Consider the following 15,362-nt stretch of genomic DNA (forward strand, 5'->3'; position numbering starts at 1 on the left):
TAGTTAAAGATATATTTGTTAAATTTATTTAACCAAATCTTATACTATGCCATTATCTTATGTCTACGGAGCTTCTGAAATTCCGTTATTAGGACAAACTATCGGAGGAAATCTTAAAAATACAGTTGAAAAATACCCCAATCAGGAAGCATTAGTCTGTGTTCATCAGAATTACAGAGCCACTTATCAGGAATTTTATAATCAGACAACCGCCATTGCAAAAGCCCTATTATTTTTAGGAGCAAAATCCGGAGACCGGATCGGGATATGGTCTGCTAATAGATATGAATGGGTACTTTTACAATATGCTACTGCCAGGATAGGAACCATTTTAGTCAACATCAACCCTGCCTATAGAACCCATGAACTTACCTATGTTCTCAACCAGTCTGAGGTTCGCTTTATTTTTTCTTCATTAAGCTTTAAGTCCAGTAATTATAAGGAAATGGTAGAGTATGCAAAAGAAGTATGCCCCAGCCTTGAACATGAAATTTTCTTTGACGAAAACTGGGATGATTTTGTGAATAACGGACAGGATATTTCAGATGAGGTCCTTCACAGCTTTGAGGAACATGTACAGTTTGACGATCCTGCTAATATTCAGTATACCTCAGGTACTACGGGATTTCCGAAAGGAGTGACGTTATCCCACCATAATATTTTAAATAATGGATACTTTATTGGAATAAGGTTGAGATACACAGAAAAAGACCGGGTCTGTATTCCCGTTCCTTTCTATCACTGTTTTGGAATGGTTATCGGAAACATATGCTGTACTGTCCACGGAGCCTGTATGGTTATTCCTAATGACAGTTTTGATCCCGATAAGACCTTAAAAACGGTTTCTGATGAAAAATGTACCTCATTATATGGTGTCCCTACTATGTTTATTGCAGAACTGGCTGTTAAAGATTTTGATACTTATGATTTTTCAAGTTTAAGAACGGGTGTTATGGCAGGATCTGTCTGTCCGCCGGAAATCATGAAAAAAGTTGAAAACCTTATGAACATCAAAGAAATGAGCATTTGTTACGGAATGACGGAAACTTCTCCTGTTTCCACCCAGACGCTGATAGGAACTCCTTTGGAAAAGCAGGTCAGCACAGTAGGAACAGTGCAGGATCATTTGGAAATAAAAATCGTTGATGAAAATGGAAGAATACTAAAACGGGGAGAGCATGGTGAGCTATGTACCAGAGGTTATTCTGTCATGTTGAAATACTGGAATGACCCTGAAAATACAAAAAAGGTACTGGATAACGCCCGATGGATGCACACCGGAGATATGGCCGTAATGGATAAGGACGGATACATTACGATTTCAGGAAGAATCAAAGATCTTATTATCAGGGGTGGAGAAAATATTTCACCAAAGGAAATTGAAGATTTCCTATATACCTACACTCATATTCTTGATGTTCAAATCATTGGAGTACCCAGTGAAAAATTTGGGGAAGAAATAATGGCATGGGTCAAGGTGAGAAAAGGTTTTACAATCACAGAAGAAGAGCTATTGGATTATTGTAAAGGAAAAATTGCTCATTATAAAGTCCCGAAGTACTGGAAATTTGTAGATGAATTCCCAATGACCATTTCCGGAAAGGTAAGAAAAGTAGAAATGAGAGAGATTTCTATGAAGGAATTAGGTATGGAAAATTCAAGAAATTCGTAAAAAATCTGGAATCACCCACTGTAAAGGAAAAAAAGGAAAAAAAAGCGTTCCTTTTTTTTATGAAAAAATTTATAAAAAAGCGGAATGGGTTCATCATTTAATTGGTGAACTTTATTTTTTTTGAAAAAATTTTTCATTCATCAGGTTTTTATATAAAAAGTTAGAATTATTTAAGACACTTTTTAGTGAAAAGCTCTTAAACAAGGGATTTACAGCCACTATAAAACTTATTAAATATTCAATGTCTGTTTTTGATATTTAATATGAATATATTATCTATTTTAAGGAAAATACATACATATGATAAACAAAATTTGTTTTTTTCTCCTTTCAAAGTGAGTAGTGTAGAATAAAATCCTATATTTAGACCAGACAAAAAAACTAATAATGAAGATCGGACTGGCAATTTGTGCTTTACTGCTTACTATAAGTATATGTGCACAAAAAATTTCAGGAACTGTCAAAAATGAAAACAAGGAAGTTATTTCTTACTGTTCAATAAGCTTTGGGAATGAAAATATAAGTACTATTACTGATAATAATGGTAACTATTCTTTAGAAATTCCTCAAAGTGCCAATAAAAATGACGAGATCATTTTTGAATCCAATGGCTATGAAAGTAAAAACCTGAGCATAAACGAAATAACTCAAAACTCCAATATTATATTAAACAAGAGAGTATATGCTATCCAGGAAATTAATGTAAGCGGAAAAAAGACCAAAAGAGAAACCATAGGTGCAGAAAAAAGACCTATGCTTACCTTCTCTAAAATGTTTGATAAAAACAAACCTACCGTTGAACAGGGGCAGATATTTGATATCTATAACTGGACAAAGCTTAACAGCTATAACTTTTATATTATTCCAAGCTCCAGGTTCAAAGAAATAACTTTAAAGCTCAACATATATAGTGTTAAAGATGGATTGCCTTATCAAAGTCTCCTTAATGAAAATATTATATATAAGACCGGCACAACAGGTTGGCAGAATATCGATCTGCAACAATACAGACTGATTTATACAGATTCAGATAAATTGGCTATTACCCTGCAGCTTGTAGATTATATACAGGATGATACTATTGATTTCGTCTTTGGAATCTCTGCTAAAAAAACCTTATCCAATAATCTGCTTTATCGTTATCAGAGCCAGGGAAAATGGGAGGCCAGTAAAGGAAGTTTTATTTCAAATATCGATATTAATTATAATAAAGATCAACGCGAGAAGATCAGTACGGCGAAGAATCAGAATAAAGCGGTCTCTAAAAGTACTGAATAAAGAACTCTTCTAACTTTATACGGATAATTACTGTAATGTAATGCACGATGTTCTTTTGGAGCAGTATATCGTTATATTTTTAAACCAATGAGCTGATCTTTCAGTTAAACATTGATAAACAAGGTATTATATAATAAATACATATAAAAAAGCGGAAACCGAAAAGCTAACGAGTAGGTAAATTATTTAAATTTTTTTAACCATGAGCAAAAAGCTTACAAAAAAGTTAACTCTTAAAAAAGAGAAGTTATCTCAATTAAACTCTGACGAAATGAAATCAGTAAAAGCTGGAAAAGAGGCAGTATTATCTATTTTCGATTGTACACACTGGACGTGTACAGCTGGAAGCAGCAGATCTACAAACCTTTGCGTTTGTACTGAAATCTAATACTTCACAAAAGTACTAAAGCTACTCCTCCGGGAGTAGCTACTTTTTAATAACTAGTTATGGCAAATAAATTAAAAATAGGGCTTTTGGAATTTGGTATACGAGAGAATTCTCTTAATAATTCTAAAAAATCATTGTACGATATCATTGAATATGCAACCCGAGCAGACGAGCTTGGTTTTTCGAGGTTCTGGGTTACTGAAAATTATTTTTCAAAAGCACATGACATGGCCTGGTCTACTCCTGAAATGCTTCTACCCATACTATTGGGATTAACGGATAAGATAAAGATAGGGATTGCTGGGGTTATTATGCCATTACAAAGTCCATTCAGAGTAGCTCATAATTATAAACTATTATCCAGTCTATATCCTAAGAGGCTAGATCTTGGTTTTGTAAAAGGGCTGGTAGGAGAATATGATCTTCAATACTTTAACGTAGACGTTGATAAAGACAGTTATTTTTCCTCATTTCTTCCGAAGCTGGAATCTACATTACGGTTTCTGAGAGAAGAAAATGAACTGTTGAAAGAAAATTTAATTATCCCGCCTTACAAGGGAAATATTCCTGACGTATGGTATATGGGATCTTCACATTCGGGGTTGAAAGTAGCACTGCAACATGACCTTAATTTTGCAAGATCTATATTTCATGGAGAATCCAACAAGGATTATCTTAAAGAAGAGCTGCAAAATTTCAGAACCGAATACAAAGCAAAACATGGCAAAGATCCGGCTATGGTATTAACGTTTTCCGGATGCTGCCATAAAACCAAACAAAAAGCATTAAAAGTAGCAAAAAGCAGTACTAATGGTGCCATAGACAATATAAGCCTTATTGGTGACGGAAGCTTTTTTCAGGAAAAATTGCTGGAATTTAAAGAACTGTACGGATACAATGAATTTATGTTCAATAATGTTTCCAGAACACACAAAGATTCTCTAACAGCTATCGAAATATTAAGCCAATATGTATAAAGATAAAATTGATTTTTTTTTAAGCGAGATTTCAAAAAAATGTATTGAAGATAAAGGAGACAATATCACGTTCAGTCTGGGGAGCAATTACTACTCCTTATTCTATAATAATGATATAGAAATTGAAAAAATTGAAAGTCTGATAGATCTGGCTTCTGAAGATACTTATTATTCTTTTGCCAGCGGGAGTTTAGCGGTGATCTATTTTATGAGGCTCCTGCATACTTCCAATATCATTACAGATGAGGATATTGATGCCATAGAAGAAGATTCTATAGAATTCTTTTTAGAATTGATTCCCATCTATGCAGGCAAAAAAGAGTATGATTTATTTACAGGACTGATCGGATTGGGTCTTTACTTTCTGGAAATCCAGAAATTCGATACAGTTGCAAAAATAGTGTCTTATATTGACCATTTAAAACATGAACAAAACAAATCCATTTTCTGGGTTGACAATATAACAAAAGAAGAAAACATCTGCGATCTGGGCCTTGCCCATGGTCTTCCTTCTATCATATCCTTTTTAGCGGAATGCTATCATAAAGGCTGTGAAAAAGAAACCTGTAAAAGACTGATTCAGGGAGCGGTTAATTTTCTTACTGAACTGTATGAGGAGAATAAAGATTCTCAGCATATTTTCCCTTCAAAAATTAATGTCGTTACCCGCAAAAAACAGCTGTCAAACAGGCTGGCGTGGTGCTATGGTGATTTAGGTATTGCGATAGGTATATGGAAAGCTTATACTGTTTTACAGGATGAAGACCTGAGAGCAATGAGTCTTTCTATTATTTTAAATTCATCAAAAATCAGACTGGATAACGCCGGGGTTTTTTACAGTCACAAAAATGATTGTATAGACACGGGAATCTGTCACGGATCATCGGGAATTTCGCATATTTTCAATAAGTTTTACAGAATATGTAAGCGGGAAGAGCTTAAAGAAGCACATGACTACTGGATGGCTATTACTCTTCAGCAACTGGGCAAAGGAACCAAGTTTCCTTATGATCTGAAAAATGATGAGTGGGTAGAGCATACCGGGTTACTGGAAGGAATTTCAGGAGTGGGAATGGTATTACTGGATTATCAGTATCCTGAGAAAGCTAAGGATTGGGATAAAATTTATTTAATGAACATAGAATGAAATACAACGACATAGAAAAGCTGAACTTTTACCTATTGAGGACTCCTCTTTTTCCACAAAAAAGTATTGATACATGGGAAGAAGACATCAATAGTGAAAACTTTCGTAAGGCGATTTATTTATCTTCACCGGATCTCTATGAGCAGCTTATCAATTGGGATGAAAAAAAACTTTCGAAAGAAAAAGCAGATAAAATAAAAAAATCTTTGCTGAAATACTGGCTTAGGATACATTTCAGAACCATTCCCTTTGGGACCAATGCAGGAGTAAGCATGGGACAATGGGATAATGATACTCTTATCACACTGGATAAAAGTCAGGATAAGATTTATGCACGATTGGATATGCAGCTGATGCATGATATCATTACAGAACTGGAACAAAAAATGTTTGTAAGACAGATCTGTAAGTTCTACACCAATAATACCATATACAATACCAAAAACAAATACCGCTATATTGAGTCTTCCGCCAATAGCGGAGGATTGAAATATGAAGTTATTTCCACAGAGAAAAATAAGTACCTGAATTCTATTATAAAAGCCTGTACTAACGGGTTGGAGTTATCATCGATCATAGAAATACTGATAAAGCAGGATATTTCTTATGAAGACAGTTTTGATTATATCAATGAACTAATAGATTCCAAAATTCTTGTCAGTGAACTTTCACCAAAAGTTACTGACAAGAATTTCCAGGATTTTATCTATCAGTTTTTAAAAGAACTGAAAATTCCTGCAACTGAAGAAAATAATGCTGATATAGCTTTTATTCACCACATCATTAGCATATTTGAAATTGTTCAAAAAATAAATATAACCAATGACATTGATGATGCTGTTGAGAAGATCACTCAAATTTTAACTGAAGCAGGCATTAAAAGCTATAAAAAAAATATTCTTCAGACAGACCTTCTAAAAGGTAAGGCATCCAACACACTGAACAATACTATTTTTAAAGATTTCAAAAAAGTACTTTCCACAGTTTTTAAAATTGGGGGACCAGATACGATTGATGCCCTGGAAAGTTTCAAAAATGTATTTCTTGAAAGATATGATCAGCAGGAAATTCCTTTATTGTTAGCACTTGATCCATTGTCAGGGATCAATTATCCTATACATTCGGATAATGATGTTTCGGATTTGATTGGGGGAATCCAGTTCAAGTCTCAAAATAACTCCAATATTATTCAGGGATCTGTAAAATGGAATCAGTTTTTGGGTGAAAAATTAATTAATGCCATCAAGAACAACGAAGATAAAATTATAATCACTCAAGATGAGGTAGCACCATTTTCAGAAGAGAATAAAAATATTCCTTTTTCAATGTCTTCTCTTGTACAGGTATATCAGGACCAGGAAGGACAGCCTATTATTTTCCATAAATTTAGTGACGGGCCTTCATCCTCTACTTATCTGGGACGTTTCTGTCATTTGGATAATGAGCTGGAAGAATCGGTAAAACAGGCTTTGCAACAGGAGGAAAACTTCTTTGAAAATCAGATTATTGCTGAAGTTGTGCATAATCCACAACCAAGGGTAGGTAATATTCTACTCAGACCTCATTTGAGAAACTATGAAATTCCGATCCTTAATCTCCAGCATTCAGACAGTGAGCCTATCTATCTGAATGACCTTATGATTTCTATCAAGAACAACAGGGTTGTCCTTCGTTCCAAAAAGTACAATAAAGAGGTCATTCCAAGTCTTTCATCTGCCCACAATTATAGTTTACATAAAGTACCGTTGTATCATTTCTTATGTGATCTTCAGTATCAGAATATCACCCCGTCTTATAACTGGAATTGGGGAATGTTCAGCAATTATGACTATTTACCACGAATAATGGTTAATAACGTTATCTTGTCAAGAACATCATGGCAACTGTCATATGAGAAAATATTCAATGGAAAACAGGCTTCAGTGAATATGCTCCGAGACCATCTGAAAGAAAGGAATATTCCAGAAATCTTCACCTTCTCAGAGAGGGATATGGAACTTCCTGTTTTCATGAACAATACACTTTCTCTGGAAATTTTACTGGATCATCTTATGAAGGAGAAGAAAATAAGGGTTTTCGAAAACCTTGCCAATCAATATGAAAGTGTAGCCAAAGATATGGAAGGAAACATCCATAGCAATGAGATTGTCATTCCATGGCATAACCTGAGCAGTAAGAAAAACAAAGAGCTTTCTCTTTTTTCTGTTAAAAATACAATTACCAGAAATTTTATTCCGGGAAGCGAATGGCTTTTCTATAAAATCTATAGCAGCCCCAAAGTTTCGGATCAGATCATCAAAGATTCCATCTATAAATTTGCCAGTGGGCTCATTAAAAAAGGGATTATAAAAAAATGGTTTTTCATCCGTTACAGCGATCCGGACCATCATATCAGAATAAGATTTCTGACAACATCATCGGATCATAATATTTCCAATCAGATCTATCAATTGCTTGATAAATATCTGACACAAGAGATGATTATCCATAAAATTGTTCTGGACACCTACAATAGAGAGATTGAACGATATGGAGAGTCTACCATAGACCATATGGAAAGTATATTTTATTTTGACAGTGAGTGTGTTTGCCAACTATTAAAAGAGGCTGAATTGGCAGAAACCGCTATTTGGAAAGCTGCTATTGTGGGAGTAAACAGAATCCTGAATGATTTTGGTTATGAACAAGCTGAGAAAAGAGATATTATGAATCATTTGGCTAATGGATATGGTATGAGGCTGGATGAAAACTCTAAGGCAGCTTTAAAAGATAAATATAGAAACCATAGAAGTGAAATTTTGGATCTCCTGACGGAAGGGGATGATTTTACTATGATATTAAATAGCAGAACCAGGAAAACGAAAAATTATATCACTGAAGTTAAGGATCTGCAATCCAAACAGATGGTTAAATCATTAGTGATAAGCTATATTCATATGTTTATTAACCGGATGTTTGCTTCGAAACCGAATCTTTATGAGTCCATTCTTTATTATTTCTTACACAAAAGTTATGACTCATTGCTCAATATTAAAAAACTGACGTAGGATGACCAAAATCGCATTAATAAATTGTTATTTCGGAAAAAGCTGGCCTTCTTATTTCAGCCATTTTTTGTTCAGCTGCAAATATAATCCGGATGTTGATTTTATATTATTTACTAATTTAGAAGCTCCTTTTCATGTCCCAAATGTTCATTTTGTGCACATTAAAGATCTTGCTGAATTCAGTACAATAGCGAGTGAAAAACTCAATCTGAATATCAATATTCTGGATGGCTATAAGCTATGTGATTTTAAACCTACTTATGGACTAATTTTTCAGGAATATCTGAAAAATTATGACTTCTGGGGATATTGTGATATCGACATAGTTTTCGGTAATATCCGGTATTTTATGACTGAAAAAATATTGCAGAAATACGATGTTATTTCCCCTCATAAGAACTATCCGGCAGGCTTTTTCACTTTATTGAAGAATAACGAGCAGTGCATTAACCTCTTCAAACAGAGTAAGGATTATGTCCGCATTTTAGAAAATAGCCGCCATTTCTGTTTTGATGAATGTAATTTTGAATTCAGTAAGGTCCATACCACAGATATTACCCAGATTAAGACGGAAATTGAAAGTTTCACTCTTGTGTTAAGGAGACTGGAGCTCCAAAAGGAAATTAAGTATTACCATAAACCCATTGTACAGGAATTTACCTATACCAATGTTGTTCACCATTGGGTAGAGGGCAATATTTTCAATAGCATTACTGAGAAGCAGTATTTATTGATTCATCTTATCAATGTAAAGGACAATCAATTTTTCTTTATAGATCCATTTGAAAGCAAAACTAAATTTTCGATCTGTCCAAAGGGCATCCATTACAAGTTTAGTCCGTATTCGCATGCTGTAAAAAAAATAAAAAGCAGGATAAAGGAAAACATCAGACAAACCCATTACAGGTTTCTGCTGCTAAAATCAAAATTGCGTTCCTATACTCAAAAAGAGCATATGAATTTTCTGGAAGAACAATCATACAAAATAGGAAAAACACATATTACCTTTTATCCACAAGATAAAAATAAGCTGGTCATTATCAATGAAGCAGACTATACGCTGCACTACAATCAGTTTGTTCTCTATAAAATTAAGGATAACAAATGGATAGGACTCAGTAAAAAAACGATCAGTACAATCGACTTTCATTATAAAAGTGAAGAAAATATTCCTTATAAAATAAATATACACAATATTAAGAAGCGCATTAACGAAAATGCCTATTATATCTATTAAAAATTTCCAGCATCTATGATTGAAAAAGACAGCCACGTAACCTCTTTTAATTTTTTGTTGAAAAAATTTATACAACAAAATATGAAGGCTGGAACAATAAAAAATTATGATATCCCTGTGGATGATTATAATTTTTTGAGTTTCCATACTATATTAAAAGATGATTTTGATATTGAAACCATGGTGGTAAGACTGGAGCTTGAAGATCTTGAAGACCTTCCCTTCCCTGCCATTGCATTTCTGAAGATCAACAGCGGTACTTTTGCGTTAATCAATGATTATAAAGATGGAAAAGTATATTGGGAAAATAAAGAATTTGGAAAACAGATCAATACATTCAGTCTTTTTAAAAGAATAAGTGATACTGTATTTCTGATCTCTTAATTTATACAATAAGCCTGTTTAACTAAATAAAAATTTAGTCACAAAAGCTGAGTGAAACACTATAAACACTTTAGTTTATTTTAAGTTTAAACGGATTGTAAATAAAAAGTACACTTAAGCAAAAAATCTTTGATGTTTTTTAAACTTACGTGAGCGTTAGTGAGCTTATTTTCACAACTTTATTAAACTTAAGTATCCAAGAAACTTTGTAACCTTTGACTACGTCAAATCTCCGATTTGTGGCTAAAATAAAAAATGTAAACAAATTCAATAAAAAAGGTGAACGCCAACGTTCACCTTTTTATATATGTAAAGTATAGTATCTAAAACTATAGCTCTTTTCTTAATCTTGCTACAGGAATATTCAGCTGCTCACGGTATTTTGCAATCGTTCTTCTGGCAATATTATAGCCCTGTTCTTTTAAGATCACTACCAAAGCATCATCAGTAAGCGGTTTTCTCTTATTCTCTTTGCTGATCACTTCCTGAAGATGGGTTTTAATCTCTTTTGTAGAAACTTCCTCCCCGTCATCATTAGTTAAACTATCCGAGAACAGATCTTTAAGGTATACAATACCATTAGGCGTATCAGCATATTTACTTTTTACTACCCTTGAAATGGTAGAAATATCAAATCCTGTAATATCTGCTATATCTTTTAGAATCATCGGTTTCAGCGACTTTTCATCGCCTGTGATAAAGTAATCCTTCTGGAACTTTACAATGGCCGTAATGGTCTGTAAAAGGGTATTCTGACGCTGATTAATGGCATCAATATACCATTTGGCAGCATCAAGTTTTTGTTTAATGAATAAGGCAGCCTGTTTATGCTCAGATGAATTTTTATCATGAGAATACGTGGTAAGAATATCTTTATATTCTTCTGAAACCCTTAACGTAGGCGCATTTTTGCTGTTAAGCATGGGAATTACCAATCCATCTTTCACCTGGATTACAAAATCAGGGATAATTTCCTGATTGATGGTGATGGTCTGGGTATCAAAGTTCCCTCCCACTTTAGGTGATAATTTTGATATTTCATCCAAAGCATCTTTCAGATCCTCCTCTTCAATATCATATTTCTGAATAATCTTGTTGTAGTGCTTATTCGTCAATGCATCAAACTGATGCCTCAAAATGCTCGCGGCCAGAGAAACTGCTTTATCCGAGCTTACTTTCTTTTCGATCTGAAGTAATAAACATTCCTGAAGTCCTCTTGCCCCTACTCCTGATGGATCCAGCTTCTGAACATAATTTTCCAGGATATCTTCCACTTTTTCCTTAGTAGTATAGATTCCCTGTGAAAAAGCCAGATCATCAACGATAGACTTGATTTCCCTTCTTAAATACCCATCTGTATCCAGATTTCCAATAAGATATTCTGCAACTTTTAAATCTTCATTATTGATACTCGCCAAATGAATCTGTTCCATCAGATAATCATATAATGACTGCCCTTCAGTTAAAAGACTTTCATTATCAAATTCTTCGTCGTCCGGAGAATAGTTGCTGGATGCAGTTTTATAGTTGGGTTCGTCGTCATAAATATATTCATTGACATCAAAATCTGTTTCAATGCTATCGGTACCCTCATCCTGATAGGCTTCTTCCAAAGAAGCATAATCATCTTCCTTAGATTCTTCCTTAGCAATTTCTAATGCAGGGTTCTCTTCCAGCTCTCTCTCCAACTCCTCTTCAAATTCAAGAGTATGAAGCTGAATAAGCTTCATCAACTGGATCTGCTGAGGGGCCAGCTTCTGTCCTAATTTGAGTTGTAAGTGTTGTTTAAGCATAGTAATATTGGCGTTTTAACATAACATATTCTACGAATTTAATAAATTTATTTGATAATAAACACATTTAGCACGATTTTTGCATGATAGTTAATATCATAATAAACTACTAAAAAATAAAAAAAGCCTTAAATTTCATTAAGGCTTTTTTTTATTATTCTAGAACTCAGCACTTTTCGGTGTCCTAGGGAAAGGAATTACATCTCTGATATTCGTCATCCCAGTCACAAAAAGAACCAATCTTTCTAATCCTAAACCAAATCCTGCATGGGGAACAGAACCAAACTTACGGGTATCCAGATACCACCAAAGCTCATGCTCATCTACATGCATATCAGTCATTTTCTGTTTTAGTACATCTAATCTTGCTTCTCTTTCAGAACCACCGATGATTTCTCCGATTCCTGGGAAAAGAACATCCATTGCCGCAACAGTTTTGTTGTCGTCATTCAGTTTCATATAGAAAGCTTTGATCTCCTTTGGATAATCAAATAATACTACCGGGCTTTCAAAATGTTTTTCAACAAGATATCTCTCATGTTCAGATTGAAGATCTGTTCCCCATTTTTCAACGGGATACGCGAATTTGCCTTTTTTATTTTCTTTTGAGTTTAATAAAATCTCAATAGCTTCTGTATAGCTTACACGCTTGAAACGCTTAGCAATCACATTCTGAAGTTTTTCAATAAGACCTTCTTTTGCTCTTTCCTTCTCAGGTTTTGTTTTCTGTTCTTCTTCAAAACGCTTATCCAGGAACTCCAGATCATCTTTACAGTTATCCAGCACATACTGAATCACATATTTTAAGAAATCTTCAGCAAGGTCAATGTTATCTTCCAGGTTATTGAAGGCCACTTCCGGCTCAATCATCCAGAATTCAGCAAGGTGTCTTGTTGTATTAGAGTTTTCAGCACGGAAAGTAGGTCCGAATGTATAAATTCTTCCTAATCCCATGGCTGCAGTTTCTCCTTCAAGCTGTCCTGAAACCGTAAGATTCGTTTTTTTACCAAAGAAATCCTGTGAGAAATCAATATCACCTTCTTCTGTTCTTGGCATATTTTCCAGATCAAAGTTGGTAACTCCAAACATTTCTCCGGCTCCTTCTGCATCTGCACCGGTAATTACAGGTGTATTGATGTAGAAGAACTGATTCTGATTAAAAAACGAGTGAACGGCAAAGCTCACTGCATGACGCACTCTGAAAACAGCCCCGAATAAATTGGTCCTGAATCTTAAGTGAGCCTGCTCACGAAGCTTTTCTAAACTGTGTTTTTTAGGTTGAAGAATCGTACTTTGAAGCTCTTCAGTAAAGTTATCTCCTAAAACGATGATCTTTTTAGCAATAATCTCAACGCTTTGGCCAGCACCCTGGCTCTCTACTACTTCACCTACCACTTTAAGGGAAGAAGCAGTACTGATTTTCTTGATAACCTCTTCATCAAAATTTTCGAAATCAACAACTATCTGCAAATTATTAATAGTAGATCCATCATTAAGTGCAATAAAGCGATTAGCACGGAAGGTTCTTACCCATCCGTAAACTGTAATGTCATGATGTAATACTTTCTTGTAATCCTTCAGGATTTCTTTGATCGTCTGCTTTTTCATTTGTTGATGATAAATTTTTGTATAAAAATTAATGTTTGCAAAGTTACAAAAAAACAGCGCAACTTAATGGTTACGCTGTCTTTAAAAATCATTTATCAGGTAATTAAACTTTCTGTTCAGTAAAATTATCTTTTTCACTCTTCTGCATTCGTTTCTAAAGTATAATTTTAATATCTTGAACTTCATAAAATTTGTCCTGACTTGAACCTGGTACACTCACATCATATCACTTTTTAGAGGAATAAGCTGACTTATTCTTGTTTTTTCATAAGAACAGGGCTCTTATGTATGGAAAATAGTTATTAGTTTTTAGTTTTTAAATGATAATTCTGATTCCTCAAGTTCATCATTAGCTCTGTCTTATTCACTTAGAATTCATTCCCTGACATCGTTAATGGTTTCAAACAAACTTTGTTTACTTACAACATAATAAATTACTTTTGGTGATCACTACTCTAACTTTTTAATTCATTCATTAACTCACGTAGGATTTTAATATTTACATTTTTGTACTGTACACATACAAAAATATAAATGCTGTGTTTTTACCTTGAAGCAAAGATGCATAAACCGATGTGATGATCCAAGTGAATACTCTATAGATTCATAAATTTATATACCTAAATTCATGAATTAAAAAATAACAAATAACTAGAAACCAATGCTTTAATATCAATTCACATTTATCTCACTATTTTATTTCCACTTCATAAAAAATAGCAGTTCTATTCTTTTTTCTAACAGTTCAACTTATCATTTATCAATTTTCTTCGCTTTATTTTTATATAATATTCTATAATGTGGGATATTTTATATTCAAAATTCTCAAGTATTAATAATCTGTTAACCGCAGAATAAATTTAGAAATTTGAAGCAGATATAATCATCATCCACGATTTAGATACATCATTCCCCGATTTGGATACATTTTCCTTTTCGCAAGTTTCCATCTTTGTATCATCATTTAAACAAAGAAATTATTTAAAAATGGAAACAAAAAAAGTATGGTTCGTAACAGGAGCTTCAAAAGGTTTAGGATTTGAGTTGGTAAAAAAATTACTATCCGAAGGATTTCAGGTTGCTGCCACCAGCCGAACCGTTGAATCCCTTTTCTCAACCATTGGAGAAACTTCAGAAAATTTCCTTCCATTGAGCGTCAACATCACAGACAACAACGACATAAAATCTGCCATTGAAAAAACAGTTGATCATTTTGGACGAATCGATGTGGTTGTCAACAATGCAGGCTACGGACAAATCGGAACCCTTGAAGAGCTTACTGATGAAGAGTCAAGAGAAAATTATGCCGTGAATGTTTTCGGAACATTGAATGTGATCAGAAATGCCATGCCTTATCTCCGTAAACAAAGATCAGGAAATATCTTCAATATATCTTCGGTAGGCGGATATTCCGCCAATTTTCCGGGCTGGGGAATCTATTGTTCTACAAAATTTGCTGTTGCCGGATTTACAGAGGCATTGGCTGAAGAAGTGAAAGACTTCGGAGTTCACGCTACCGTTGTTTATCCTGGATATTTCCGTACAGATTTTTTAACTAAAGACTCTGCAAAAACGCCTTCTAATCCTATTCAAGCTTATGAAGCGGCAAGAAATTCAGAACAGGCTCATCTTAATGAAATCAATGGAAACCAGCCTAATGATCCTGAAAAAGCAGCTGACGTCCTGATCCAGATCAGTAAAGAGAAAAATCCTCCGGTACATTTATTATTAGGTGTAGGAACGGTGGAGTTTCTGAATAATAAAATTGATATTTTAAAGAAAGATGCTGAAAAATGGGAACATCTGACAGTTTCAACAGCGATTTAACCTT

Annotated in this window: 11 protein-coding genes; 9 read left to right on the forward strand and 2 right to left on the reverse strand. The window is 34.1% G+C overall.

Annotated elements, in window-relative coordinates; all coding sequences use genetic code 11:
• Positions 1 to 46 precede the first annotated feature (46 nt).
• From MP477_RS13130 to MP477_RS13160, 8 genes are all read left to right on the forward strand, one after another.
• Positions 47 to 1,672, forward strand: coding sequence for an AMP-binding protein (locus MP477_RS13130; protein ID WP_257190779.1), 1,626 nt, complete (start codon positions 47 to 49; stop codon positions 1,670 to 1,672).
• A 387-nt stretch (positions 1,673 to 2,059) separates the two neighbouring features.
• Positions 2,060 to 2,950 (forward strand): carboxypeptidase-like regulatory domain-containing protein, encoded by an 891-nt coding sequence (locus MP477_RS13135; protein WP_257190780.1) that lies wholly within the window; start codon positions 2,060 to 2,062, stop codon positions 2,948 to 2,950.
• A 202-nt stretch (positions 2,951 to 3,152) separates the two neighbouring features.
• Positions 3,153 to 3,338 (forward strand): class I lanthipeptide, encoded by a 186-nt coding sequence (locus MP477_RS22840; protein ID WP_354961270.1) that lies wholly within the window; start codon positions 3,153 to 3,155, stop codon positions 3,336 to 3,338.
• Positions 3,339 to 3,397: 59 nt separating this feature from the next.
• Positions 3,398 to 4,315: an LLM class flavin-dependent oxidoreductase gene (locus MP477_RS13140; RefSeq protein ID WP_230040494.1), complete on the forward strand. Its 918-nt coding sequence runs from the start codon at positions 3,398 to 3,400 to the stop codon at positions 4,313 to 4,315.
• On the forward strand, positions 4,308 to 5,462 hold the full coding sequence (locus MP477_RS13145; RefSeq protein WP_257190781.1) for a lanthionine synthetase LanC family protein: 1,155 nt from the start codon (positions 4,308 to 4,310) through the stop codon (positions 5,460 to 5,462). Before MP477_RS13140 ends, MP477_RS13145 begins: the two co-directional genes overlap by 8 nt.
• On the forward strand, positions 5,459 to 8,509 hold the full coding sequence (locus tag MP477_RS13150; RefSeq protein WP_257190782.1) for a lantibiotic dehydratase: 3,051 nt from the start codon (positions 5,459 to 5,461) through the stop codon (positions 8,507 to 8,509). The genes MP477_RS13145 and MP477_RS13150 overlap by 4 nt, the downstream gene beginning before the upstream one ends.
• A 1-nt stretch (position 8,510) precedes the next feature.
• Positions 8,511 to 9,746, forward strand: coding sequence for a DUF6625 family protein (locus tag MP477_RS13155; protein ID WP_306552760.1), 1,236 nt, complete (start codon positions 8,511 to 8,513; stop codon positions 9,744 to 9,746).
• A gap of 15 nt (positions 9,747 to 9,761) precedes the next feature.
• Entirely contained in the window at positions 9,762 to 10,130 is a 369-nt protein-coding gene (locus tag MP477_RS13160) for a cysteine peptidase family C39 domain-containing protein (protein WP_257190784.1), read from the forward strand.
• Positions 10,131 to 10,459: 329 nt separating this feature from the next.
• On the opposite strand, the gene rpoN is transcribed toward MP477_RS13160, so the two are convergent.
• Complete coding sequence (gene rpoN / locus MP477_RS13165; RefSeq protein WP_230040504.1) at positions 10,460 to 11,923, reverse strand: RNA polymerase factor sigma-54; 1,464 nt, start codon at positions 11,921 to 11,923, stop codon at positions 10,460 to 10,462.
• 159 nt (positions 11,924 to 12,082) lie between these two features.
• A complete protein-coding gene (gene asnS, locus MP477_RS13170; RefSeq protein WP_230040506.1) occupies positions 12,083 to 13,531 on the reverse strand; it encodes an asparagine--tRNA ligase in 1,449 nt (482 codons plus the stop codon).
• Positions 13,532 to 14,518: 987 nt separating this feature from the next.
• On the opposite strand from asnS, the gene MP477_RS13175 reads away from it, so the two are divergent.
• On the forward strand, positions 14,519 to 15,358 hold the full coding sequence (locus MP477_RS13175) for an SDR family NAD(P)-dependent oxidoreductase (protein WP_257190785.1): 840 nt from the start codon (positions 14,519 to 14,521) through the stop codon (positions 15,356 to 15,358).
• Positions 15,359 to 15,362 lie beyond the last annotated feature (4 nt).

This window comes from Chryseobacterium sp. WG23 (assembly GCF_024586575.1).
GTDB lineage: Bacteria > Bacteroidota > Bacteroidia > Flavobacteriales > Weeksellaceae > Chryseobacterium.

Coding starts and splice junctions, on each gene's coding strand:
- MP477_RS13130 (WP_257190779.1), top strand. CDS start 47: ATGCCATTATCTTATGTCTACGGAGCTTCTGAAATTCCGTTATTAGGA.
- MP477_RS13135 (WP_257190780.1), top strand. CDS start 2,060: ATGAAGATCGGACTGGCAATTTGTGCTTTACTGCTTACTATAAGTATA.
- MP477_RS22840 (WP_354961270.1), top strand. CDS start 3,153: ATGAGCAAAAAGCTTACAAAAAAGTTAACTCTTAAAAAAGAGAAGTTA.
- MP477_RS13140 (WP_230040494.1), top strand. CDS start 3,398: ATGGCAAATAAATTAAAAATAGGGCTTTTGGAATTTGGTATACGAGAG.
- MP477_RS13145 (WP_257190781.1), top strand. CDS start 4,308: ATGTATAAAGATAAAATTGATTTTTTTTTAAGCGAGATTTCAAAAAAA.
- MP477_RS13150 (WP_257190782.1), top strand. CDS start 5,459: ATGAAATACAACGACATAGAAAAGCTGAACTTTTACCTATTGAGGACT.
- MP477_RS13155 (WP_306552760.1), top strand. CDS start 8,511: ATGACCAAAATCGCATTAATAAATTGTTATTTCGGAAAAAGCTGGCCT.
- MP477_RS13160 (WP_257190784.1), top strand. CDS start 9,762: ATGATTGAAAAAGACAGCCACGTAACCTCTTTTAATTTTTTGTTGAAA.
- rpoN (WP_230040504.1), bottom strand. CDS start 11,923: ATGCTTAAACAACACTTACAACTCAAATTAGGACAGAAGCTGGCCCCT.
- asnS (WP_230040506.1), bottom strand. CDS start 13,531: ATGAAAAAGCAGACGATCAAAGAAATCCTGAAGGATTACAAGAAAGTA.
- MP477_RS13175 (WP_257190785.1), top strand. CDS start 14,519: ATGGAAACAAAAAAAGTATGGTTCGTAACAGGAGCTTCAAAAGGTTTA.